This window comes from Streptomyces sp. NPDC002092 (genome assembly GCF_053593775.1).
Window position 1 is genome coordinate 541492 of record NZ_JBSFDG010000001.1, and the last position, 21669, is coordinate 563160.

General features: G+C 68.8%; 30 protein-coding genes. 24 read left to right on the forward strand and 6 right to left on the reverse strand.

Going from position 1 to position 21669, the window contains the following annotated elements:
- Positions 1–43 precede the first annotated feature (43 nt).
- Entirely contained in the window at positions 44–2962 is a 2919-nt protein-coding gene (locus ACWCRD_RS02490; RefSeq protein ID WP_450964091.1) for a glycoside hydrolase family 48 protein, read from the reverse strand.
- A gap of 281 nt (positions 2963–3243) precedes the next feature.
- Between ACWCRD_RS02490 and ACWCRD_RS02495 the strand changes: the two genes are divergently transcribed.
- Both ACWCRD_RS02495 and ACWCRD_RS02500 read left to right on the forward strand, forming a co-directional pair.
- Positions 3244–4713, forward strand: coding sequence for a cellulase family glycosylhydrolase (locus tag ACWCRD_RS02495; RefSeq protein ID WP_450964092.1), 1470 nt, complete (start codon positions 3244–3246; stop codon positions 4711–4713).
- 45 nt (positions 4714–4758) lie between these two features.
- The gene (locus tag ACWCRD_RS02500) at positions 4759–6471 is read left to right on the forward strand and encodes a glycoside hydrolase family 6 protein (RefSeq protein ID WP_450964093.1); all 1713 of its coding nucleotides are present in this window, start codon (positions 4759–4761) and stop codon (positions 6469–6471) included.
- A gap of 33 nt (positions 6472–6504) precedes the next feature.
- On the opposite strand, the gene ACWCRD_RS02505 is transcribed toward ACWCRD_RS02500, so the two are convergent.
- Entirely contained in the window at positions 6505–7281 is a 777-nt protein-coding gene (locus ACWCRD_RS02505) for a phytanoyl-CoA dioxygenase family protein (RefSeq protein ID WP_450964094.1), read from the reverse strand.
- A 136-nt stretch (positions 7282–7417) separates the two neighbouring features.
- Here ACWCRD_RS02505 and ACWCRD_RS02510 point away from each other — a divergent pair, with 136 nt between their 5' ends.
- Positions 7418–8344, forward strand: a complete 927-nt coding sequence (locus ACWCRD_RS02510; RefSeq protein WP_450964095.1) for a class I SAM-dependent methyltransferase — start codon at positions 7418–7420, stop codon at positions 8342–8344.
- A 186-nt stretch (positions 8345–8530) separates the two neighbouring features.
- Here the strand turns inward: ACWCRD_RS02510 and ACWCRD_RS02515 are convergent, their stop codons facing one another.
- From ACWCRD_RS02515 to ACWCRD_RS02525, 3 genes are all read right to left on the reverse strand, one after another.
- Entirely contained in the window at positions 8531–9814 is a 1284-nt protein-coding gene (locus ACWCRD_RS02515; protein ID WP_450964096.1) for a tyrosine-type recombinase/integrase, read from the reverse strand.
- Between the two features lie 78 nt (positions 9815–9892).
- Positions 9893–10096, reverse strand: coding sequence for a hypothetical protein (locus ACWCRD_RS02520; RefSeq protein WP_450964097.1), 204 nt, complete (start codon positions 10094–10096; stop codon positions 9893–9895).
- A gap of 162 nt (positions 10097–10258) precedes the next feature.
- Positions 10259–10693 (reverse strand): hypothetical protein, encoded by a 435-nt coding sequence (locus ACWCRD_RS02525; protein ID WP_450964098.1) that lies wholly within the window; start codon positions 10691–10693, stop codon positions 10259–10261.
- 165 nt (positions 10694–10858) lie between these two features.
- Here ACWCRD_RS02525 and ACWCRD_RS02530 point away from each other — a divergent pair, with 165 nt between their 5' ends.
- The 21 genes from ACWCRD_RS02530 to ACWCRD_RS02630 all read left to right on the forward strand — a co-directional run bounded on the left by ACWCRD_RS02530 (position 10859) and on the right by ACWCRD_RS02630 (position 21395).
- Positions 10859–11104, forward strand: coding sequence for a helix-turn-helix domain-containing protein (locus ACWCRD_RS02530; protein ID WP_450964099.1), 246 nt, complete (start codon positions 10859–10861; stop codon positions 11102–11104).
- A gap of 1 nt (position 11105) precedes the next feature.
- Positions 11106–11372 (forward strand): helix-turn-helix domain-containing protein, encoded by a 267-nt coding sequence (locus tag ACWCRD_RS02535; protein ID WP_450964100.1) that lies wholly within the window; start codon positions 11106–11108, stop codon positions 11370–11372.
- Between the two features lie 104 nt (positions 11373–11476).
- Entirely contained in the window at positions 11477–11755 is a 279-nt protein-coding gene (locus ACWCRD_RS02540) for a hypothetical protein (protein ID WP_450964101.1), read from the forward strand.
- Positions 11752–12027 (forward strand): hypothetical protein, encoded by a 276-nt coding sequence (locus ACWCRD_RS02545; protein WP_450964102.1) that lies wholly within the window; start codon positions 11752–11754, stop codon positions 12025–12027. The genes ACWCRD_RS02540 and ACWCRD_RS02545 overlap by 4 nt, the downstream gene beginning before the upstream one ends.
- On the forward strand, positions 12024–12251 hold the full coding sequence (locus ACWCRD_RS02550) for a hypothetical protein (RefSeq protein ID WP_450964103.1): 228 nt from the start codon (positions 12024–12026) through the stop codon (positions 12249–12251). The genes ACWCRD_RS02545 and ACWCRD_RS02550 overlap by 4 nt, the downstream gene beginning before the upstream one ends.
- Positions 12248–12979: a hypothetical protein gene (locus ACWCRD_RS02555; protein ID WP_450964104.1), complete on the forward strand. Its 732-nt coding sequence runs from the start codon at positions 12248–12250 to the stop codon at positions 12977–12979. The genes ACWCRD_RS02550 and ACWCRD_RS02555 overlap by 4 nt, the downstream gene beginning before the upstream one ends.
- Complete coding sequence (locus tag ACWCRD_RS02560) at positions 12976–13200, forward strand: hypothetical protein (RefSeq protein WP_450964105.1); 225 nt, start codon at positions 12976–12978, stop codon at positions 13198–13200. The genes ACWCRD_RS02555 and ACWCRD_RS02560 overlap by 4 nt, the downstream gene beginning before the upstream one ends.
- Complete coding sequence (locus tag ACWCRD_RS02565) at positions 13200–13361, forward strand: hypothetical protein (RefSeq protein WP_450964106.1); 162 nt, start codon at positions 13200–13202, stop codon at positions 13359–13361. The genes ACWCRD_RS02560 and ACWCRD_RS02565 overlap by 1 nt, the downstream gene beginning before the upstream one ends.
- Complete coding sequence (locus ACWCRD_RS02570) at positions 13362–13682, forward strand: DUF6197 family protein (protein ID WP_450964107.1); 321 nt, start codon at positions 13362–13364, stop codon at positions 13680–13682. It abuts the gene before it with no gap.
- A gap of 97 nt (positions 13683–13779) precedes the next feature.
- Positions 13780–13998 carry a hypothetical protein gene (locus ACWCRD_RS02575; protein WP_450964108.1) on the forward strand — a complete coding sequence of 73 codons (219 nt, stop codon included), beginning with the start codon at positions 13780–13782 and terminating at the stop codon, positions 13996–13998.
- Between the two features lie 198 nt (positions 13999–14196).
- Positions 14197–14643: a hypothetical protein gene (locus ACWCRD_RS02580; protein ID WP_450964109.1), complete on the forward strand. Its 447-nt coding sequence runs from the start codon at positions 14197–14199 to the stop codon at positions 14641–14643.
- Between the two features lie 220 nt (positions 14644–14863).
- Positions 14864–15979 carry a DNA polymerase III subunit beta gene (gene dnaN / locus ACWCRD_RS02585; RefSeq protein ID WP_450964110.1) on the forward strand — a complete coding sequence of 372 codons (1116 nt, stop codon included), beginning with the start codon at positions 14864–14866 and terminating at the stop codon, positions 15977–15979.
- A 131-nt stretch (positions 15980–16110) separates the two neighbouring features.
- The gene (locus tag ACWCRD_RS02590) at positions 16111–16275 is read left to right on the forward strand and encodes a hypothetical protein (protein WP_450964111.1); all 165 of its coding nucleotides are present in this window, start codon (positions 16111–16113) and stop codon (positions 16273–16275) included.
- Complete coding sequence (locus tag ACWCRD_RS02595; RefSeq protein ID WP_450964112.1) at positions 16272–17138, forward strand: PD-(D/E)XK nuclease-like domain-containing protein; 867 nt, start codon at positions 16272–16274, stop codon at positions 17136–17138. Before ACWCRD_RS02590 ends, ACWCRD_RS02595 begins: the two co-directional genes overlap by 4 nt.
- The gene (locus tag ACWCRD_RS02600) at positions 17135–18022 is read left to right on the forward strand and encodes a hypothetical protein (RefSeq protein ID WP_450964113.1); all 888 of its coding nucleotides are present in this window, start codon (positions 17135–17137) and stop codon (positions 18020–18022) included. Before ACWCRD_RS02595 ends, ACWCRD_RS02600 begins: the two co-directional genes overlap by 4 nt.
- Positions 18019–18666 carry a hypothetical protein gene (locus tag ACWCRD_RS02605; RefSeq protein WP_450964114.1) on the forward strand — a complete coding sequence of 216 codons (648 nt, stop codon included), beginning with the start codon at positions 18019–18021 and terminating at the stop codon, positions 18664–18666. The genes ACWCRD_RS02600 and ACWCRD_RS02605 overlap by 4 nt, the downstream gene beginning before the upstream one ends.
- A gap of 67 nt (positions 18667–18733) precedes the next feature.
- Complete coding sequence (locus ACWCRD_RS02610; protein WP_450964115.1) at positions 18734–19009, forward strand: hypothetical protein; 276 nt, start codon at positions 18734–18736, stop codon at positions 19007–19009.
- Complete coding sequence (locus ACWCRD_RS02615; RefSeq protein WP_450964116.1) at positions 19006–19368, forward strand: hypothetical protein; 363 nt, start codon at positions 19006–19008, stop codon at positions 19366–19368. The genes ACWCRD_RS02610 and ACWCRD_RS02615 overlap by 4 nt, the downstream gene beginning before the upstream one ends.
- Complete coding sequence (locus ACWCRD_RS02620; RefSeq protein ID WP_450964117.1) at positions 19368–19991, forward strand: hypothetical protein; 624 nt, start codon at positions 19368–19370, stop codon at positions 19989–19991. Before ACWCRD_RS02615 ends, ACWCRD_RS02620 begins: the two co-directional genes overlap by 1 nt.
- 103 nt (positions 19992–20094) lie before the next feature.
- On the forward strand, positions 20095–20409 hold the full coding sequence (locus ACWCRD_RS02625; RefSeq protein ID WP_450964118.1) for a hypothetical protein: 315 nt from the start codon (positions 20095–20097) through the stop codon (positions 20407–20409).
- Positions 20406–21395 (forward strand): hypothetical protein, encoded by a 990-nt coding sequence (locus ACWCRD_RS02630; RefSeq protein ID WP_450964119.1) that lies wholly within the window; start codon positions 20406–20408, stop codon positions 21393–21395. The genes ACWCRD_RS02625 and ACWCRD_RS02630 overlap by 4 nt, the downstream gene beginning before the upstream one ends.
- Positions 21396–21458: 63 nt before the next feature.
- Here the strand turns inward: ACWCRD_RS02630 and ACWCRD_RS02635 are convergent, their stop codons facing one another.
- A complete protein-coding gene (locus tag ACWCRD_RS02635) occupies positions 21459–21656 on the reverse strand; it encodes a type II toxin-antitoxin system Phd/YefM family antitoxin (RefSeq protein ID WP_450964120.1) in 198 nt (65 codons plus the stop codon).
- Between the last annotated feature and the right edge of the window lie 13 nt (positions 21657–21669).

The window sequence follows — 21669 nt, forward strand, 5'->3', positions numbered from 1 at the left end:
CACAACGGCCCCGCAGTCAAGGTCCGCTCAACCCACGGAGCGTCTACTCGAGAAGCTCCGCATACGAGCCCATGGCCAAGGCGATGTCCGCCTGTGCCCAGAACCGGTGATACGTGAACGACGGAGCCGCCCCACCGGCCAGATACGCCTGGATCTTCGACCAGGCAGGATCGTTCTTGTAGAACGACCTGATCGAGCTGAACGTCGACGACGAGTTGATCGCGTCCCCGTTCGGCATCTTGCCGCTCCAGCCGCTCGGCACATACCCACTGTCGGCGAACCGGCTGTAGTCGGTGCGGGTTTCGGGGACGGCGATGCCCAGGCTGTCCTGGTAGTTGTTCCACATGCCGTCCAGCAGCGCCTTCGCCGTGGACTTGGCGGTGGCGTCACCGGACTTGGCGCCGTAGTACGTCAGGACCTTGGCGTACGCGGCCGCCACCCCGACGTCACTGCTGTAGTCGGCGACGGTGACGTGCAGCCCGCTGTTGGAGCCGGGACTCGCGGCGTTCCAGGTGTCGGGCTGCCCCGACCACTGCAGCGTCGCCGGGATCAGATAGGTGCCGTCCGGGTTGATCGTGGTCTTGGACAGCGCCCACTTGACCCACTTGTCGAGGACCGCCTTGGCCTGCGCGTTCCCCGTCTGCTGGTAGTACTCGGCGACCCGCTCCATCGACCAGGCCTGGAAGCCGAACCACTGGTTGGACGGCGGGTCGTGGTACACCGGAGCCTCGTCGTAGTACATGCCGTAGAACGTCGACTTCCCAGCCGGTGGCGTCGCGTACCGGCCCGCCCAGCTGTTGGTCGCACCGCCCGCGATGGCGCCCTCGGACGACTGCAGCCAGCGGTAGAACTCCAGCTGCCGGGTGAGCGAGGTGCCCCAATCGGAGGCTCCCGTCGAGGACTTGGGCTTCAGGTCCGCGTAGGAGCTGAGCGCGTACGCGGCCAGGGGGTTCTGGTAGCCGCCGTGCACATGACTGGAGCCGATGCGCCAGGCCCAGCCGCCGCTCGTGTCGGTCGAGCCGCCCCAGGCGTAGTACCAGGACAGCAGGTAGTCGGAGGCGTCCTTGCCGGTGCCGGCCGGGCAGGTGGACGGACCGACACAGTTGCCGATCTTCTTGAAGTACTTGTCGTACATGGCGTAGCGCAGGTAGTCGCCCATCTTCGCGGCCTTGCCGACGGTCGCGGAGACGTCACTGCCCTTGCCCTGCTGCTTGGCCCACACGTCGGCCCAGTACGCGGCCTGCACGGCACGCGCGTCGGCGTCCGGGGCGTCCGTGAACTTCCACTGCTTGGCGTACGACGAGTCGCCGGTGAAGAGGTCCAGGTAGCCGTTCTTGCCGCCGTACTTGAAGGCGTCGCAGGTCGGCTGCGGCACCGTCTCCCACACCGACTCCTGCGGTCCGCGCTGGAACGTGTTGATGTACGACGGACCCTTCGCCGTCGGACCGCCCTCGCAGGTGCCGCCCGGCGTGTTGCCGTAGCCGTAGGTGTTGTCGACGTCCTGCAGCCAGTGCATGCCGTACACGTCGTCCGTGCCGTACGCGCTCTTCAGCTCGCCCGCGATGGGATCGGAGCCGACCGGGACCGACGTGTCGAGCTTCGCCGGGTACTCGTTCGGGGTGTCCAGCTCGGGAGCGTAGGTGGCCGGCTTGGAGGCGTTGTAGAAGGAGTTGGTCGGCTGGTCGGCGTGGGTGGGGATCATGTACTTCTCCATGAGGGCCCACGCGCCGTTGAACTTGGACCAGTCACCGGTGACCTTGCCGTACATCGCCTGCAGCCAGAGCAGATAGCTGTAGGCCTCCGAGGTGGTCTCGTGGCCCTGGTCCGGGGCCTCGACGATCAGCGTCTCCACCGAGTGGTACGGGATGCCGTCGGGGGAGAAGTAGCCGTTCGCCGGGTTGGTGATCTTCCCGTAGAGGTCCAGGAAGCGGGCGTCGTACGCCTTCTGCGCCGCCAGCTCGGTGACCGTGACCGCTGCCTTCGTGTAACCCGTCGCCGTCGACTCGAAGGACGCCGAGCCGGTGCCGGACGTGTCGGCGGTGACGGTCACGTTCTGGGCGGTGCTCCAGTTGGCGGGCGTGAAGGTGAGCGTCGCGCCGCCGGTCACCGACAGACCGGAGTTGCCGCTCGCCCGGGCCGTCGTCACGGTGACATCGGCGCTCGGCTGAGTCGACAGCTTCACCGCGTATGTGCCCGACTTGCCCTGCTGGACGCCCAGTTGGGTCGGAGTGGCCACCACGGCGGGACCCGAGGCGACCGTGATGCCGACGGGGGTCGACTCGGCGGACGCGCCCAGGCTGTCGTAGGCCTTCGCCACCAGTGAATGACTGCCCACGGTCAAACCGGAGGCGGAGAGCGTGAAGGGCGCGCTGGTGTCCGTGCCCAGCAGGGTCGTGTCGTCGTAGAACTCGACCTTGCTGATCGTCGCGTTGTCGGCCGCCGCCGCGGTGGCCGCGAGCGGGACCGCGTCGCCCTGCGTGTAGACCGCGCCCGCGGTGGGGCTGGTCAGCACGGTGACCGGCGGCTGATGCGCGCCGGCGCAGGTCGTACCGTTGATCGCGAAGCTGGTCGGGGCGGTGTTGGTGCCGCTGTAGGTGAACTGCGCACCGGTGGAGACGGCGGCGCCCGCGGCGATCTTCGCGTTGTACCCGGCGTCCTTCACGGTGACCGACTGGCCCGACTGGGACCAGGTGCCGTTCCAGCCGTTGCTGAGCTTCTGGTTGCCGCTGTAGGCGTACGTCAGGGTCCAGCCGTCGATGGAGTCCGTGCCGCGGTTGGTGAGCGTCAGATCCGCGGTGAAGCCGGAGCCCCAGTCGTTGGTCTTGTAGTCGACGCTGCACTGAAGTGCCGCCGCATGAGCGGGAGTCGTGCCGGTGCCGAGCATGGTGAGCGGAAGGGCGAGGGCCGCCACCACGGCGGTCCACAACCGCCGCGCGGCTCCGTGTCTCCTTCTGGGGTGCATGTGCTGGTTCCTCCTTGCGGCTCGGAAAAGAGTGGGGGAGGGGAGGAGCAACAAGCCTTGAACCAGTGGGAGCGCTCCCATAGTGGGGACGGGGATGAGGGTGGTCAAGGTGCTTGAAGAGTCGAAAAGATTCGACGGGTTTTAGCTGAGGGAAAGTCAGGAAAGTCGGTGACTCCCCTGTCCTTCGCCGTCACTTGGCGCTAGCTTCATGGACACCAGTGGGAGCGATTCCATCAGTCGACGCGTCCGTCACGGCGCGCCCGAACTGCAAGGAGTCGCTCATGCGACACCCCCCGCGTTCAGGTCTTTTAGCCGTTGCCGCCGCCGTTGCCCTGGTGGGCACCGCGGTCGCACCGGTCGTCACGGCACAGGGAGCCACCCCCGCCTGCTCGGTGGAGTACTCCGTCACCGGCCAGTGGGACAACGGCTTCCAGGGCGCCGTGAAGATCACCAACAACACGACGGCCGTGAGCAGTTGGAGCGTCAGCTTCGGCTTCGCGAACGGTCAGAAGGTCAGCCAGGGCTGGAACGCCAAGTGGTCCCAGTCCGGTACGACGGTGACCGCGGCCAACGAGAGCTACAACGGCTCGCTGGCCACCGGCGCGAGCGTCAGTGCCGGGTTCCTCGCCTCCTGGTCGGGGACGAACGCCGTACCGACGTCCTTCAAGCTCAACGGGACGACCTGCAACGTCGATGCGGAGCCGTCCCCGCCGCCGACCGAGCCGCCGGCCAGTGGTACCGCACCTGCCCTGCACGTCTCCGGGAACAAGCTCGTGGACGCCGACGGCAGGAACCGCCGGCTGCTGGGCGTCAACCGTTCCGGCGGCGAGTTCATGTGCGTACAGGGCCGGGGCCTGTGGGACGGCCCGGTCGACGACACCGCGATCAAGGCGATCGCCGACTGGAAGGCGAACGCCGTCCGCATCCCGCTCAACGAGGAATGCTGGCTGGGCCTCTCCAACGTCAAACCCGAGTACGCGGGCGCCAACTACATCGCCGCCGTCAAGGACCTGGTGGCCAAGGTGGAGGCGCACGGCCTGACGCCGATCCTCGATCTGCACTGGACCTACGGCCAGTACACCGGCAACTCGGCGGGCTGCTCCGACGTGCACGCCACCTGCCAGAAGCCGATGCCCGACATGCAGTACACGCCCTCGTTCTGGTCGTCGGCGGCCAGCACCTTCAAGGCCGATCCGGCGGTCGTGTTCGACCTGTTCAACGAGCCGTACCCGGACCGGGCGACCTCCACCGCCACCCAGGCCTGGCAGTGCTGGAAGGACGGAGGCACCTGCCCCGGCATCGGCTACCAGGTCGCCGGGATGCAGGACCTGGTCGACGCCGTGCGCGGCACGGGCGCCAAGAACGTCGTCATGGCCGGCGGTCTGGCGTACTCGAACGACCTCGGCCAGTGGCTGACGTACAGGCCCAACGACCCGACGGGCAATCTCGTCGCCGCCTACCACGTCTACAACTTCAACACCTGTGCCAACGAGAGCTGCTGGAACTCCACCCTCGCCCCGGTCGCGGCCCAGGTGCCGCTGATGGCCGGGGAGATCGGTGAGAACACCTGCTCGCACTCCTTCACCGACCAGGTCATGAAGTGGTTCGACGACCGGGGACTGTCCTATCTCGGCTGGACCTGGAACACCTGGGACTGCTCCTCCGGTCCCTCCCTGATCGCCAACTACGACGGAACCCCCACCTCGTACGGCACCGGGCTGCGCGATCACCTGCGCGCCATCAACCCGTAAGTCCCGTATCCCGCAATTCCTGCATCGGGGAAGGAACCCGCACTCATGAGTCGTACCAGAACAGCGTTACTCGCCGCCCTGGCGCTGGTCGCCGGGACCGCCGGGACCGCGACGGCCGTCGTCCCCGGCGGCGTCTCCGCGGCCTCCGTCCCCTGCACCGTCGACTACAAGGTGCAGAACGACTGGGGCTCCGGCTTCACCGCCGCCGTCACGGTCACCAACAACAGTGCCGCCAAGAGCAGTTGGGCGGTGAAGTGGTCGTACGCGGGCAACCAGAAGGTCACCAACTACTGGAACGCCAAGCTCACCCAGAGCGGGACGGCCGTCACCGCCGCCAACGAGACCTACAACGGCCAGCTGGCGACCGGCGGTTCGGTCAGCTTCGGCTTCCAGGGCTCCTACAGCGGCACCAACGCGGTGCCGACCTCGTTCACGCTGGACGGCGCGACCTGCAACGTCGATGACGGCAGCGGGGGTGGCGGCGGGGGCGGCGGCACCAACCCGGGCGGCCGCGTCGACAACCCGTACGCCGGCGCCAAGGTGTACGTGAACCCCGAGTGGTCCGCGCACGCCGCCGCGGAGCCGGGCGGCAGCAGGGTCTCCAACCAGCCCACCGGGGTCTGGCTCGACCGCATCGCCGCCATCAACGGCGTCAATGGCGGGATGGGCCTGCGCGCCCACCTCGACGCGGCCCTCGCGCAGAAGGGCAGCGGCGAGGAAGTCGTCCAGCTCGTCATCTACGACCTTCCCGGACGCGACTGCTCGGCCCTCGCCTCCAACGGCGAACTCGGGCCTACGGAGATCGACAAGTACAAGACCCAGTTCATCGACCCGATCGCGGCGATCCTCGCCGACAGCAAGTACAGCTCGCTGCGGATCGTCACCACCGTCGAGCTCGACTCGCTGCCCAACCTGGTCACCAACACCGGCAGCCGCGCCACCGCCACCCCCAACTGCGACGCCATGCTCGCCAACGGCAACTACGTGAAGGGCGTCGGCTACGCGCTCGCCAAGCTCGGCGCGATCCCGAACGTCTACAACTACATCGACGCCGGTCACCACGGCTGGCTCGGCTGGGACGACAACTTCGCGGCCTCCGCCAACGTGCTCAAGCAGGCGGCGACCAGCGAGGGCGCGACCGTCGACGACGTGCAGGGCTTCATCACCAACACGGCGAACTACAGCGCCCTCAAGGAGAACAACTTCACCATCAACGACACGGTGAACGGCACGTCCGTGCGCCAGTCCAAGTGGGTCGACTGGAACCGGTACGTGGACGAGCTGTCGTACGCGCAGGCCTTCCGCAACGAGCTGGTCTCGGTCGGCTTCAACTCCGGCATCGGCATGCTGATCGACACGTCCAGGAACGGGTGGGGCGGCACCGCCCGGCCGGCCGGTCCCGGCCCGACGACCAGTGTGGACGCGTATGTCGACGGCGGGCGCTACGACCGCCGTATCCACGTCGGCAACTGGTGCAACCAGTCCGGGGCCGGCCTCGGCGAGCGTCCGCAGGCCAGTCCGGCGGCCGGGATCGACGCGTATGTGTGGATGAAGCCTCCGGGCGAGTCCGACGGGTCCAGCTCCGCGATCCCGAACGACGAGGGCAAGGGGTTCGACCGCATGTGCGACCCGACGTATACGGGCAACCCGCGGAACAACAACAACATGTCGGGGGCCCTGCCCAACGCTCCGCTGTCGGGGCACTGGTTCTCGGCGGAGTTCCAGCAGCTCATGCAGAATGCGTACCCGCCGTTGTAGGTTGCGGCGCCCCGCGCCCCTATGGGGCGCGGATCAGCCCCTGTCGGCCAGGCCCCGGCGGATTGCATACTCCACTGCCGAGTAGTCCCCGTCCGGCCGTTCCAGCTCGTAGGGAACGGCCGGCATCAGCGGCGGCTGGGCCATGAAGCGGGGGCGGGTGCCGTGGTGTGGCTGGGCCGCGTGGACCAGGAAGGGGTGGCAGAGGTAGACGTCGCCCGGGCGGCCGGTGGCGTGAGCGACGGGGCGGTCCGCGGAGGCCTCGACGACCTGGGGGGCGATCTCCAGCATGGAGACGCCCTCCTCGCCGTACGGCTCCAGGACGTGAGGTATGTCGAGGTGGGAGCCGACCCGGATGCGGGTGGGCGCGTCCTGCTCGGTGACCTCGGAGAAGAGGAACAGCATCAGCAGGGCGCGATCACGTGAGCGCAGATTGGTGTGGAACCATCGGGACTCGACACCGTCGGGCAGATAGCTCCCTTCGATGTGCCAGCCCGCGTCGTCCGGCTCCTCCTCGTGCGGGAACCGCAGCGGGAAGCTGCCCAGCGAGTAGCGCGGCAGCCAGCGGCCCTCGCCCACCAGCAGATCGAACGCCTCATGCAGGGCAGGGGAGTTGACGGCCGCGGCGAACGGTCCCTGGACCATGCCGCCCACCCAGACCACCGGGTCCTTCCAGGTCGTGGAGTCCTCGGGGTCGTACCCCGTCTCCTTCCACAGCAGCCGCGCGCAGTCCTCGGCGACCCGTGGCGGAAACGCCCCCTCGATCTTCACGAACCCGTCCGTGAGGAACCTCTCCACCAGTTCGTCGTCCATCGGGCCATCGTGGGTGACACGGTCGGCCGTACGCATCTGATTTTTGCCGCCGCTTTTTGCCAGGTCGGCAACAGCGCTGGCCCTCACGCGGTGCGTCGGCGCACTCTGGGCGGCACCCGGAGAGAGGCTGACCACCATGGCGCACGGACACCACCAGCACGGCGATCACGACCACGGCACGCACGGCCACGGCACCCACGGTCACGGCCACCACGACCACACCGACATCGACTGGGCCGAGATGGCCCCGATGCTGGAGTCGCAGGCGGAACTGTTCACGTCCCTGTACGAGCGGGCCATGACCTGGCTGACCGACAAACAGACCGAACCCGGGCTGATCGTCGACGCGGGCAGTGGGCCCGGTGTCGTCGCCTGTCTGCTCGCGGAGGCCTTCCCGGGGGCCAGGGTCGTCGCGGTCGACGGCTCGGCGCCGCTCCTGGAGCGGGCCCGTGCCAGGGCCGACCGGCTGGGGGTGGGCGACCGCTTCGGCACGCTCACCGGTGAACTGCCCGGAGTACTGGACGAGTTGGACTACCCCGCCGATCTGCTCTGGGCCAGCCGCAGCCTGCACCACATCGGTGACCAGCGGGCCGCCCTGGCCGCCTTCGCCGCGCGGCTGGCGCCCGGCGGCACCCTCGCGCTCATGGAGGGCGGACTGCCCGCGCGGTTCCTGCCGCGCGACATCGGGATCGGCCGCCCCGGACTGCAGGCCCGCCTCGACGTGCTGGAGGAGGAGTGGTTCGCCGAGATGCGGTCCAGCCTGCCCGGCGCGGTCGCCGAGGCCGAGGACTGGCCGGCCCTGATGGCCGCCGCGGGCCTCAGGCCCACCGGCACCCGCACCTTCCTCCTGGATCTGCCCGCCCCGGCCAAGGACCGCGCCCGCGCCTATGTCGCCGCCTCCCTCTCCCGCCTCCGCGACAGCCTCGGCGACCACCTCGACGCCACCGACCGCGCCACCCTCGACCAGCTCCTCGACCCCGACGACAAGGCGAGCGTCCACCACCGCCCGGACGTCTTCGTCCTGGCGGCGCACACGGTGCACACGGCGGCCCATGCCATGTGAGGGACAGCCCAACCAGCCGTCAGAGAAGGCCAGTTGGACTGCTTGGGCGATTGCGTGCCCCGTGTCCTAGTTGTTCTGCAGGAAAAACCCACCAAGAGGCTCCATGGGGACTGGCAGGGACTCTGACCTGGGGCGGAGCTTACGCACAACCAGTCAATGGGAAACGAGTGGGAAACCGACCCGGCATCAGGACCCGCCCCCAGCCTCTTGAAACCTCTCCCAGCGCTCCTGCAACGCCTTCAGAATGCCACGCTCCATCTGCACCGTCACGCTGCTGTACGTGCCCTCAACCCCCGGCATCTCATGACCCATCCGGGACTCCACCGCGAAGCGGGCATGGCCGTCCTCGTCCAGCCAAGCCTTGTGGCCATGCCTGATCAGGTACATACGCTTGCCTGCGAAATCCGGCACCGCAGGGAGCGCCGGCCGCTGATTGCGGCCCCCCCTCACCTTCTTGCGCTCGTCCGCGCCCCGAGAGATGGGCGGCCAGTAGTCGACGGAGAACGCAGTCGACGCGAGACATCCGCCCTCGATCGCCGGGAACACCCACTTGTTGTCGTGCGAAGCGAGGAGCTTCTCCAGCATCTCCGCCAGGAAGTGGGGGACGACCAGCGTGCGGTACGAGAAGTACTTCGGCGGCACCTCCGCAACGCCCCCTTTGACCTGCTGCACCTGCTGCTGTACCCGGATCGCCGGCATGAGGCCGTCGCCCTTGCCGTAGCGGGCCATGTCCTCTTCGTAGCGCTCTTCCTCGTCCTCGTCCGGACGCGGGTCGCTGGCGGGCCAGTTGGGGTAGCAGTAGTGGCGGCGCAGGCCGAACAGCTCACCGGGCCGCATCCCGGTCATCGCCATCGTCCAGATCATGACGTAGCCCGGGTAGCCGAACACGACCTCCGCATTGCGCGCCAGCTGGTCGACGGCAGCGATGTCCATGTCCCGCTTGCGTTCCCTCTGCGACTTCTTGACGTACCGGCCGCGCTGGCGCTGGCGCTCGACAGGGGAGACCTTGATGAGGCGCGGGACCGCGTCATCCAGGATCATGCCCAGCACCGTCATGACGTTCTTGGCGCTTCCCGGCGCCGGCAGTTTCTTCTGGATGTGCTTGCGGAAGGCCCGGTAGGCGATGACGTCGATCTCGCCGACGGTCTTGCCGCGGAAGTACGGGCGGATGTGCCTGTTGATGATCGCCTTGTAGCTCTTGTGCGTCGTGTAGACGTGGTCCGTCGAGGCGAACCAGTCGTCGATCCAGTCGCTCATGAGCGTCGAGCTGTCACGGTTGGAAATGCCGGTCCCGCGCCGGAGCTCCGACATCTTCTCCAGGCCGTACTCGTAGGCCTCGTCCTCGTCGGTGAAGCCGCCCTCGGACTCGAAGCGCTTTCGGCCGCTGGGGTGATACTCGCCCGTCCACCACTTCACGCGGCAGGTGCCGCCCCGCCATTCGGTGTAGACGTCGCGTGCGCGTCTCGCCATCACGCCCCCTGGGTACTTGGTGGACCGCGGGCGGCCGGCAGGTACCCCTACCGCCAGGCCTTCCGCGTAGCCATGGTCTCAGCCGTCGTGCCCGAGCGGGCAGTGCGGGCAGTGACCGCATTCACCACCAAGGTCCTTCACCAACTCCCGCATCGAGGCCTGGATGTCAGGTCTGTCGCGGATCTGGCTCGGGACCACGCAGACGATCCCGTTGCCGGTACGGACCGCTGTTCCGGTGAAGGTTGGCCCGTAGTCGACTATGAGCGCGTCTCTTTGTTGCATGGCTCCCCCTTGTGAGTCGCCTGAAAGGGAGCCTCCGAGGACGTGTCCTGACTCTGCCACGTAGATGGCCGTTTGGGACTGGTTGGGACTGAAGTGGTGTGCGGAGAAGGTGTAACGAAACCGTAAAAGCAAACGGTTGTACGCCGAAAGAGTGAACTTCTACTAGATCAGGCCGCGTTCACGCAAGTCACGTACTACACGCTCGCTCATCTCCCGGATCTCCTCCGCCGTCGTCCCCTTCGCCGTCGCGATGAGCGCGAGCTGGACGACGTCGCGCGCCTCTTCGTCGAGAACCTCAGCCGGCAGCGGCGACTTCTGGACGCCTTCCGCGGCTGCGTCACGCATGTCGTCGGCCTCGACGGGGTCTCCGCCTTCGAGGATGCGCAGGCAACTTCCGGGGGCCCACTTGAGCAGCCTGTCGATCTTCACGTAGTTGGTGTCACGGATTTCGAGGCCCTTCTCGACACGCTGCCAAGTCCGGTTCGAGAGGCCGCCGTCCTTGGCGTTCTTGTCGTTGAGGGCAAGGCCGAGGTCGGCTCGGCGGCGTCTGGCGACGTCCGCCAGCCTCTCGTAGTCGCGATCTTGGTTGGGCGCCATGGGGTCATCTTGGCAGGACTGGCGGGGACCAGCCAGGACTAGGCGGCGCTTAGGCCCAATCTCTACGTCGCATTTACGCAGGTCATAGGCACCTGTAGGCATGTGCTGCGTACAGAGGCGCACAGATGCCTAGACAGCATGGGCATCTATAGGTAAGTTCTCCTCATGGCACAAACCCCAACCACCTTCGAGGTGGACGGGACGGCTATCTGCACCAAACGCATGAACGCGGGGATGGACGTCCAGCAGCTCGCCGACCAGGTCGGCATCACCGCCAACTACCTCCGAAAGGTAGAGCGCGGCGACCGCACCCGCATGAGACCTGGCCCCTACCAGGCACTCCGAGCCGCCCTGAACGCGACCGAAACCGAACTCCTCGCCCCCCACACAAACCCCCCAGAAAGGAAGTGAGATGCCCGCCAAGCAGTCCCCTCGGACCCCCACCGAGCCCAGGGACCTCAACGCCCCGTTCTTCAACCTGCGCGAGACCGCCTGGCTCTTGCACTGCAGCTACGACACGGTGCGCCGCTACATCAAGGCTGGCGTCCTGCCGTGCAGCCAGCGAGTCCCCGGCGGTGTGATCGTCGTGGCCCGCGAGGACCTCGACGCCTACCACCGGGCCACCCGCACGGTCCCCATTCGCAGTCGCCGCCGCAAGCCGGCCCGCGCCGCCGCCTAGCGGCTAAAGCCCCAACCGCCGGTTCGCACACCAGCAGCCGGGGCCCCGCGGCCTAGCCGCGCGATCCACCCCTCACGAACCTCACGAAACGAAAGGGGCTTCACATGCCTCAATCCTCTCAGACCACCGGGACCATGACGGTCCGCGTGTGCGACCGCGGTACTGGCCGCGAGTACGTCGGCGTCAGGATCCGCACGGTCACGGTCTCGGATCGCTGCCCGCAGTGCGGCGGCCCCCGTGGCGTCGACACGATCCGCAACCACAACTTCCACGAGGACGGCGAGTGGCTGTCTGTGGACGTCTGGCAGAACCCGTGCGGCCACATCGACCTGTATTCCGAGGTGCTCGCCGAGGCCAGTGTTGTCGAGGGCGGTGCTCGATGATCCCAGAGCCGTTGGACGAGTTCGACCAGATCATGACGGGCGCCCGCATGGTGTCGCCGCTGCAGGCAATGTTCGGCTGGGCTGAGGAGCACCTGCTGGCGACCCGCCCGGAGGGCTTCACCCCGGAGGACATCGGACGCCTCGCCTACGAGCGGCTGCCCGAGGCGGAGAGGGAGCAGGCGTTCAACGAACTGCTCTACGCCTACTGGGAGACGGTTGTCGCGGACCGGGAGACGTGGGCCCGGTACGAGCAGTCTGGCGGTGCGAAGTGAGCGCCGCGATGCACGCCCTGGTGGCCCGCCAGCAGGAGCAGGCCGCCTCCGTCGACCGCGCCACTGCCCGGCTGCGCTGGCTGCTGGCCCATCCGGAGGCCGTGGCTGACGGCAAGCCCTGCTCTGCAGGTGAGGCCGCCGAATACCGGCACCTGCTCTACGACGCCGATTCCGACAGCGTCACTCGCCCGTTCGTCGACCTCCGCAAGGGGAGGAAGCTGTGACCGAACACCCGGAGATCGCCCGTCACTTCAAGAGCGACATCAAGGGCGCGACGCTCACCATGTGCCGCGAGGAAGGCCTTTACCGGCACGTGGAGTTCACGGCCCAGAAGGGCTGGAGCCGCATCATCTTGGTGACGTGGCCGTACAACCTGCTGGTAGCTGGCTCGCACGGCTCCTACCACTTCGAGCGGCACGGCGCCGACACCGAGGACATGTTCAACTGGCTGCGCGGTATCCGCGTCGAGCCGGACCGGTGGGCGTCGAAGCTGGTCAACGGGGCCGACAGCGTCCGCGAGTACGACCGTGAGCGGCTGGTCGCCGAGGTCAAGGCCGAGGTGGCGGAGGCCGTCAAGGCTGGTGCGCCGCGCGGCCTGCGGGCTGCGGTCCGCGAGCAGATCCTGGAGAGCGACCGCCTGCACTCCCGGGACTGGGCCATGCAGATGGTCTACGACTTCGAGCACGGCGTGACGTACCGCGCGGAGTGCTCGTGTGGTGCGACCGAGGACCACGAGTCCAGCCACGCCGCGACGATGTGGGCCATCTACAACGGCCACACGAAGGCCGGGCACGAATCGCAGGTCCGCGAGGTCGGCGGCTTCGCCTTCTCCGACGTCGGCGACTGGAACCTCGACAAGCTGAACTACCACTTCGTCTACCAGTGCCACGCCGCCTCCTGGGCGATCGGCCAGTACGACGCCGCCCGGGACAACGCCGAGGTGGCGGCGTGACCGGTATCCCGACCCGCGTTGCGGGCACAACGATCCTCCTCGGCGACAACGTGGACACCGTCCAGCTCGACGCCCGCGACGGCCATCTGGTGATCGTCCTCGCGACGGGCGTTGAAATCGGCTGCGACTTCGCCAGCCAGGCCGTCCTCGACAAGCTGGCCACCATCACCGCCGAGGCAGCCGCCGTGAAGCGCGCCCGCAGCCTGAGGCAGGTGGCCTGATGCGTGCACTCGCCGACATCACCGAGGACGCGCTGGTTCGCGTCGACCAGGAAGCCCACCAGGAGTTCGGCGCCGACGAACACCAGTGGGAGCCGGGCCAGCTGCGCACCTACTTCGAGCGCCTGATCGCCGCTGGCTACGACCCGCAGGTGGTGGCGTAGATGGTGACCCTGTCCGTGACCCGCTCCCGTATCCGCACCACGCTGACCGTGGCCGCCGGAATCCTCGACATCGAAGGCTGGGATCCGCTCCAGAACCCGATCGCCGACGCCATCGACCGGGCCGCCGGCTTCACGCCCGGCAAGGGCAGCAGCAGCGCCGAGACGGTGACCGTGCTCGCGCTGGACATGCTCACCGACCATCTCGGGCTCGGCGAACCCGACGGATCCGGCCACTACCCGCTGATCCTGTGGGAACGCCAGCCGGGCCGCACCGAGGACGAAGTACTGGCCGCACTCCGGGCAGCGGGAGCGACCTCATGACCGGCGCCGCCTGGCCGGTGACGGCGATCGCCGCGGTCCTCGGCCCGATCGGCTGGGAGATCCTCCACCGGCTCCGGAAGCGGCGGGGGGAGGCGCGGTGACCGCCCCGGCCCCGTCGCCGTACCTGTCGCCGACCGCCGGGCTCCTCAACGCCCTGTGCCGGCTCACCATCGCCCGCCTCGACACCCACATCGCCGGCCTGGAACGCCTCCTCGGTGAGGCCCGCGAACTCAACCACGAACTCCACACCGCCCGCGACTTCGCCGACAGCGACGCCGCCGGATACGTGGACCGGACGTTCCTGGAGGCGCCGTGATCACCGGCCTGTTCGTCGCCGTCGTCGCCGCGGCCCTGGTTCTCGCATCCGCCTGGGACGACCACCGCAAGAAGACCGCCAACAAGGAGCAGCCGTGAGCCTCGCCATCGAGATCGCCGGACCCGTCGTGGTGTGCGGCTGGTTCTTCATCTCCTTCGCCCACACCTTCACCTCCACCAAGACCGCCGAGGAGGAGCAGTGAGCCTCGCCGACCTGATGCCGGTCCGGATCGGATTCCCCAGCCTCTTCGACCGGCGCGTGCCCCGCACCCGCCACCGCGCGGTCGACGAGGTGGAGCGTCAGCAAGCCCTCCGCCACGGCGCCGACCTCCTCATCAAGGGGCTGCGGCTCCAACTTGAGGAGCAGGAAGCCCGGCACGCCGAGGTCGTCGCCCGCATCGACGAGCGGCATGCCGAAGTGGTTCGCGGGCTGGAGCAGCAGGTCGCCGACCTGGAACGGCGCCTCGACATCCGCGCCTTCGCCGAAGCCGCCGCCGCGAAAACCCAGGAACTCGACGTGCGCAGCCTCCAGGAACGCTTCGCCGACGGACCCGTGCTCGCCCTCAACCAGACACCGATGGCCCGCCGCGGCGCAGGCAACGTCCCCGCCTGGGTCAAGGACGAACAGCCCGACCCGGCCACCTGACGTCCGGCTGGCCGGTGCACCCTCCCGGCCAGCCGGCGCACAACGCAAGAACCCCGCCGAGGTGAAGTCGGCGGGGGCAACCCCAGCCTCTCAAAGGAGACCTCATGGACCAGCCCGCCCTGTTCCCCATCGCCGACCTCAAGACCGAGGGCTACGCCCAGCCCGAGCCCCACGGCGACGACACCGCCGTCGAGAACGACGACACCGAGGCGGAGGCGGCGTGAAACTCCGCATCGACCAGAAGGAGTTGGCGGAAGCGGCACGCCGCGCCCACCGGCGTCTGCCCAACAATCCGCTCAACGCGGTGCTGGCCGGGCTCCTCATCGAGGCCTCAGCCGAGCAGGTGACGCTGTCCGGGTTCGACCTGGAGACGTCCACTCGCGCCGTCCTGCACGCCGACGCCCTGGAATCGGGGGAGACCCTGGTGTCTGGCCGGCTGCTCGCCGACGTCGCCGCGGCCCTCCCCGCTGGACCGGTGGATGTGATCGCCGACGAGCGGGAGGTCACGGTCACCGCGCCCGGGACCACATTCACCCTGCCCACCATGAACCGCGGCGACTACCCGGCCCTGCCGACGCCGCCCGGAGTGGCCGGAAGCATCGACGGTGACCTGTTTGCCGACGCGGTCGGGCACGCCGCCACTGTCGCTATGGGGCCCAAGGAAGCTGTGGGCAGCCGCCTGCACTTCGGCGGAGTCCACGCCTCCACCAACGGCGCCGTGTTCACTGTCGAAGCCTCCGACGGGTACCGGATCGCCCGGCACGTCATCGGCTGGCAGCCGGACACTGAGACGCCCGGCGACCTCATCATCCCCGCAGCCGACTTCGCCGCGACCGTGAAGCAGACCGCGGGCGGCAGGGTGCACCTCGGCTTCCCGGGAGTCGACGGCGGAGTCGCATCAATCGCCTCCGGCGCGCTGACGGTGACGAGCCGCACCATCGCCTCCGGATACGCCGAACTCGACAAGCTCTTCCCCGACACGGACGCCGCCTCGGGGTCGGCAGCATTCGACGCCGACGAGCTCACTGCCGCGCTGAAGCGGGCCGACCTGGTCAACGACGGCGAAGGCAAGTCGATCCAGATCGTCTTCGATAGCGGGCACGCCACGGTGCGCGGCGGCCACGGCGGGCCCTCCGGAAGTAGCCGTGTCGACTGCGACGCCGACGGCCTCGACGGGTTCTCCATCGCCTATAACCCGCACTTCCTGGCTTCCCTGCTCGCCCCGATCGACGGCCAAGTGCGGCTGTGGTTCACCACCCCCACCAAGCCGGCCCTGATCGAGCCGGTCGACGACGACACCTACCGGGCCGTGTGCATGCCCGTCCGCCTCAAGTAGCCCACGCCACAACCCCATAGACGCCGTGTCGAGCCCTTCCCCCAAGGCTCCGCGGCAGCCGAGGCCGACAGCCCCGCACACCCCCCGTCGGGGCTGTCGGCCGAGGCACCACACACCTTGAACGGAGTCACATGAGTACCGAAAGCACCACAAAGCAGGTCACGCCACAGGCCGCGCCACTGGCGTGCACCCGCTGCGGCGACACCGCCGGGCCATTCGTACCCGCCGTGCGCCTGTGCGAGGACTGCGAGCCCGAGGTCGCCAGCGCACTGCGCGGAGCGGAGCAGGCCGCATGACCGCCGCGGTGGAGGTGGAGGCGCCCGCCCTGGGCCTGCACACGGACTTGACCAACGAGGCGTACCACGCGGACAAGACGTCGCTGTCCTCGTCCGGAGCCCGCAAGCTGCTGCCGCCGTCCTGCCCCGCCAAGTTCCGCTGGGAGCAGGACAACCCGCAGCCGGCCACCAAGACCTTCGACTACGGCAACGCCGCCCACAAGAAGGTGCTCGGCAACGGGCCCGAGCTGGTCGTCATCGAGCACGACACCTGGAACACGAAGGGCGCCAAGGCGGAGGTGGCGGAAGCCCGCGTCCGCGGCGCCATCCCGCTGAAGCAGCACGAGATGGACATGGTCGACGCCATGGCTGAGGCCATCCGCCGCCACCCCCTCGCCTCCGCCCTGCTGGAACCCGCCTACGGAGCGCCCGAACAGTCCGGCTTCTGGATCGACGAAGCCTCCGGCATCCGCTGCCGCGTCCGCTTCGACTGGCTGCCCTCCCACCAGGAAGGCCGCCTGATCATCCCCGACTACAAGACCACCACCGACGCCAGCAACGACGCGATGCAGAAGGACATCGACAAGTACGGCTACAACCAGCAAGCCGACTGGTACGAGATGGGCGCGCGAGCCCTCGGACTCGGCGACCACACCGCCGAACTCCTCCTGATCGCTCAGGAGAAGAAGCCGCCCTACCTCGTCAACGTCATCGGCATCGAGTTCGGCTCCCGCGTCATCGCGGGCGCCAAGAACCGCCGCGCCATCGAAACCTTCGCCGAGTGCACCGCCTCCGGCTACTGGCCCGGCTACGCCGACCACAACCCCAACTACCTCGCCCTGCCCGGCTACGCCGAAAACCGCGACAAGGAGATCTACCTGTGAACTTCCCCGCCCAGATGCCCTCAGCGGCGGGCCCGGACCGCGTCGGCCAGTCCACGGCCGTCGAACAGTCCCGCGCCGTCGCCGAGGTTCAGGCCGCCATCTACGTGGCCCGCCAGTTCCCCCGCGACGTCGGCCGCTCCCGCGCCACCATGCAGGCCGCCTGCGGCTCCATGGCCCTCGCCGAGAAGGCCTTCTACCGCTTCCCGCGGGCCGGCGGCGCCGTCGAAGGCTCGACCATCCACCTCGCCAAGACCCTCGCCCAGACGTGGGGGAACATCCAGTACGGCGTCTCCGAGATGCGCCGCGACGACAGCTACCGGCAGTCCGAGATGCAGGCCTGGGCGTGGGACGTTGAGGCGAACACCCGGCACGTCCTCACCTTCATCGTCCCCCACGCCAAGTTCGCCAAGGGCAAGGTCGAAGCCCTCATCGACCTCAGGGACATCTACGAGAACAACGCCAACAACGGCGCCCGCCGCCTCCGTGAGGCGATCTTCGCGGTGATCCCGGATTTCTTCATCGACGAGGCCGAAGACCTGTGCCGGGAGACCCTCGCCAAGGGCGACGGCAAGCCGCTCCCGGAGCGCATCGACGGTGCTGTGAAGGTGTTCCAGCAGCTCGGCATCAACGCCGACCGCCTGGAGCAGAAGCTCGGCCGGCCGCGTGAGCAGTGGAACGGCGCCGACATCGCCCAACTGCTCATCACCCACAAGTCGATCCAGCGCCGCGAGATCGCAGTCGACGAGGCGTTCCCGCAGGCCCGCATCACCGGCGCCGAGATCACCAGCAAGAACGGTGGCGGCAAGCGGCAGGCCCCGCCGGACGACGACCCGTGGGCTGGCCAGGACGTCGCCCAGCCCGGCAGTAAGGGCGGTGCCGCGTGAGCATCGACCACCGCGCCGAGGCCGAGCGTCGGCTGCTCATGGCCTGGGAGGACGACAGCACTCCCGAGCGGAACACGCACCTGCTCGCCGAAGCCCAGGTCCACGCCACCCTCGCCCGCAACGAGGAACAGGCGGCCACGACCGCCGACCTGCGGGAGGCGCTGCACTCGCTGCGCCGCCGCTTCAACGACACCCGCACCCTCGTCTCCACGCACATCGCCAAGGGTCTGGCCAGCAGGGAGGCGGACCGCTGGAAGGCGGCCATCGACCTCACCAAGGCCCTCGACGAAGCCCACTGCAACGTCGACGACCTCGTCGACGCCCGACTCGAAGACGACGGCTGGGACCCGCGGTCCGCGTACAAGACCCCGGCACCCCTCACACCGACCGGCGGATGGACCGGAGCACCCAAGCGCGACCCATGGACCACGGCGCCCGACATCACCGACGCCGTCCCCGAGCCCGTGCGCCTGGTCCTCGCCGACCGCCTCGCGCGTGCGCTCCTCGGCGACGCGGACGGCCCGAGCGTGGCCCGCACCCTCGCCTTCGCCCTGAAGAACGAAGGCGCCGACCTCACCAGCGACATCGAGAAGCGCGTCGCCGAGCTGACCCTCGGCCGCGACCCGTCAGACCCGCCTTTCTAGCCCGCCTCCGGGGTCGCTCGCACCCAAATTGCGAGCGGCCCCGGCAACACCAGGAGACCACGAACCCATGGCAGAGATCGAGTTCACCGTCCGCCTCGGGGACCGCGACGTCGTCGCCAGCATCCTCGACCCCACATCCGACCACGTCGTCCCCGACCAGCGCGGCTGCCCGCACTGCGAGCAGGACGCCTACTTCTCCGGCTGCGACGCCCCCGGCTGCAACGGCTGGGGCTGCCCCGACTGCGGAAGCGGCTGCGACCTCGACTTCCTCGACGACGACGAGAGCAGGTGCGCCCAGGCCGCCGCCGAGGCCAACGAAGACGACGAGGAGACCGTGTCATGACCCTCACACCCGAGCAGGCCCGCGAGCAGGCGAACGCCACCCTCGCCGCCCTGTACGCCAACGTCACCGACTGGGACACCGCGATCCTCAACCAGGCCATCGACGCGATCGGCGGCGACGGCCGCCCCTTCTCGATGAACGACGTGCGGGCCGTCCTGCCCGAACTCGCCCACGGCGCGGCCGGCTTGTTCTTCCACTCGCTGGTGCGCCGCCGCCACCCACGACAGGTGCTGATCGTCGGCGAGGAACCGTCGACCGCGGAGTCCACCCACGGCAAGCCCATCAAGGTGTACCGGCTGTCCGCCGAACGCCTTGAGGACATCGCCGCCCGCATCGAGCAGCGGAAGGCGGCGGCGTGATGACCGAGCCCGTCAACTTCCTGACCGTTGCCCTCGGCGACGGCACCGAACGCGTCCGCCTCGACCGTCTCACCGACGGCCGCATCATGTGCCAGCTCTGCTTCGGCTACTTCCCCATCGACGAGCTCAACCCGGTCGAGGATGGCGTCGAGGACATCTGCAAGCCGTGCGCACGAGGCGAGCTCCTGCGCGGCACCGTCGCCTACCTCACCCACGGCAGGAAGTACCACACCAGCAACGACTGCCCGCAGATGCTCGGCGGCGAATACCTGCACGACTGGGACGGCGACGAATACCACGGCTACAGCGGCGGCTTCACCGCCGGGTCGTACCGCATCGGCAGCAACGTTCAGGACGCCGTGATGCACGGCAGGCTGCCCTGCCTCCACTGCGTCCCGGCCGAGTTGCGCGAGTTCCCGCCGCTGTACGGCCAGACCTTCGGCCACGAGCCGATCACGGGCATCAGCCTCAACTCGCTCGCCGACACCGTCTGCCAGCGTTGCACCGCATGGGGCGTCTGGTACGGGCGCGGCGTCGACGAGATGACACCCGTCCACATCCCGTGGCCGTGCACCAGCGCGATCGTCCTCGGCCTCGTCGAGCGCGACGGGAGGGCCGCATGATCTCCGCCCCCGCCGCCGTTTTCCTCGCCTGCCTGGCCCTCACTGTGGGTGTCGCCGCCGTCGTGTACGCGCTCATCGTCCGCCGTACACCCGGGAGGCGCACGTGAACCCCGACCTGTACGGCGCCTGGCTCACCGCCAGCACCAACCTCCAGCCCGTCGGCGCGTGGCTGGCCGCCAACTGGGGGTGGCTCACCGCCGCCATCGCCGCCGCCGCATTCGCCGCCTACACCATCCGGCGGGCCGTCCGACGCGCCAGCCGAACCGTCGACCAGATCCTCGCCGAACCGTCCGCCGAACAGCAGCAGCCCGGCACCGACAGCGGGCTCCTCCTCGACTGCATCGCCATCTACAGCGACCGCGAAGACCTCCAACGACTCCGTGACGCCATCAACCAAGCCCGGAAGGGGGAGAAGTGACCACCAAGTCCCTGCCAGCCCACGGCACCTACGCCCGCGGCAACGGTGCCCCCGGCTACCGCGAACCCTGCAAGTGCGACCCCTGCTGGCAGGCAATGCGCCGCAGCCGCAAGCAGTACAACGTCAACCGGCAGCTCGGCCGGCCCGGGCTCATCGACGCCACCCCGGCCCGCGAACGCCTCGCCCTGCTGAAGCAGACCATGACGTGGGGGCAGATCGCCTCGGCTACCGGCTGCGAGCCCGGCAACCTGCACCGCATCGCCGACGGCCGTCGCACACAGATCCGCCGCGGCACCCTCAACCAGATCCTCGCCGTACACCCCGAACCTCCCGCACCCGGCAAATACCTCGACGCCACCGGAACGTGCCGCCGCATTCGGGCCCTCCGCGTCATCGGCTACTCCGCCAAGGTGATCGCCGAAGCCGCGGGCAGCGCCGAAGTCCGCATCCAGCTGATCGGGGGCGGCGGGCAGCCCACCGTCCGGCAACACCTCGCCGAGAAGATCGCAAAGGTGTTCGTGGACCTCCACGACACCCCCGCCCCGGCAGGCCGCAGCGCCACCCGCACCCGCAACCACGCCGTCGCCAACGGTTGGGCACCGCCCGGCGCCTGGGACGACATCGACGACCCCGCGGCCATGCCCGACTGGACCGGGCACTGCGGCAGCGACCGCGGCTGGTGGCTCCACAGCATCAACAACATCCCCGTCTGCCCGCCCTGCACAGCCGCCCACGAGCAGTGGAAGCAGGAGCGCGCCCACCTCACCCACTCGGAGCGCTGGTCGGAGATCGGCAAGGCCAAATCCGCCGCCTCCAACCGCGGCGCCGTCCTGGCCGCCGACGCCCGCGAACTCATGCGGGTCTCCGGCCTCAACACCGAGCAGATCGCCGAACGGTTGGGCGTCACCCGCAACCACATCCAGCAGGAGCTGCTGCGGCACCCCGAGCCCGAGTCGGCCGCCACCGAGTCAGCGCTCGCCGCCTAGGGCGCACGAGAAGGGCCCCGCCAAGCGGGGCCCAGGGAGACGGAAGGAGGAGACGTGGAGCAACTACTTGTCGAGGGAAGCCAGCCGGGCCCGGTCATTGAGGGCGCGCTCGTAGAACTCGGGGCTCACGAGGACGGCCTGCGGCTTCTCGCGCCGGGTGAGCACGACCTGCAGGCCGAGCAGGCGCACCTTCGCGATGACCTCGGTGAGGTTGGCGCGCGCCTCGGAGACTCCCATTCGCTCCACGTCGGTCTGGCTCATGCGACCAGGATAC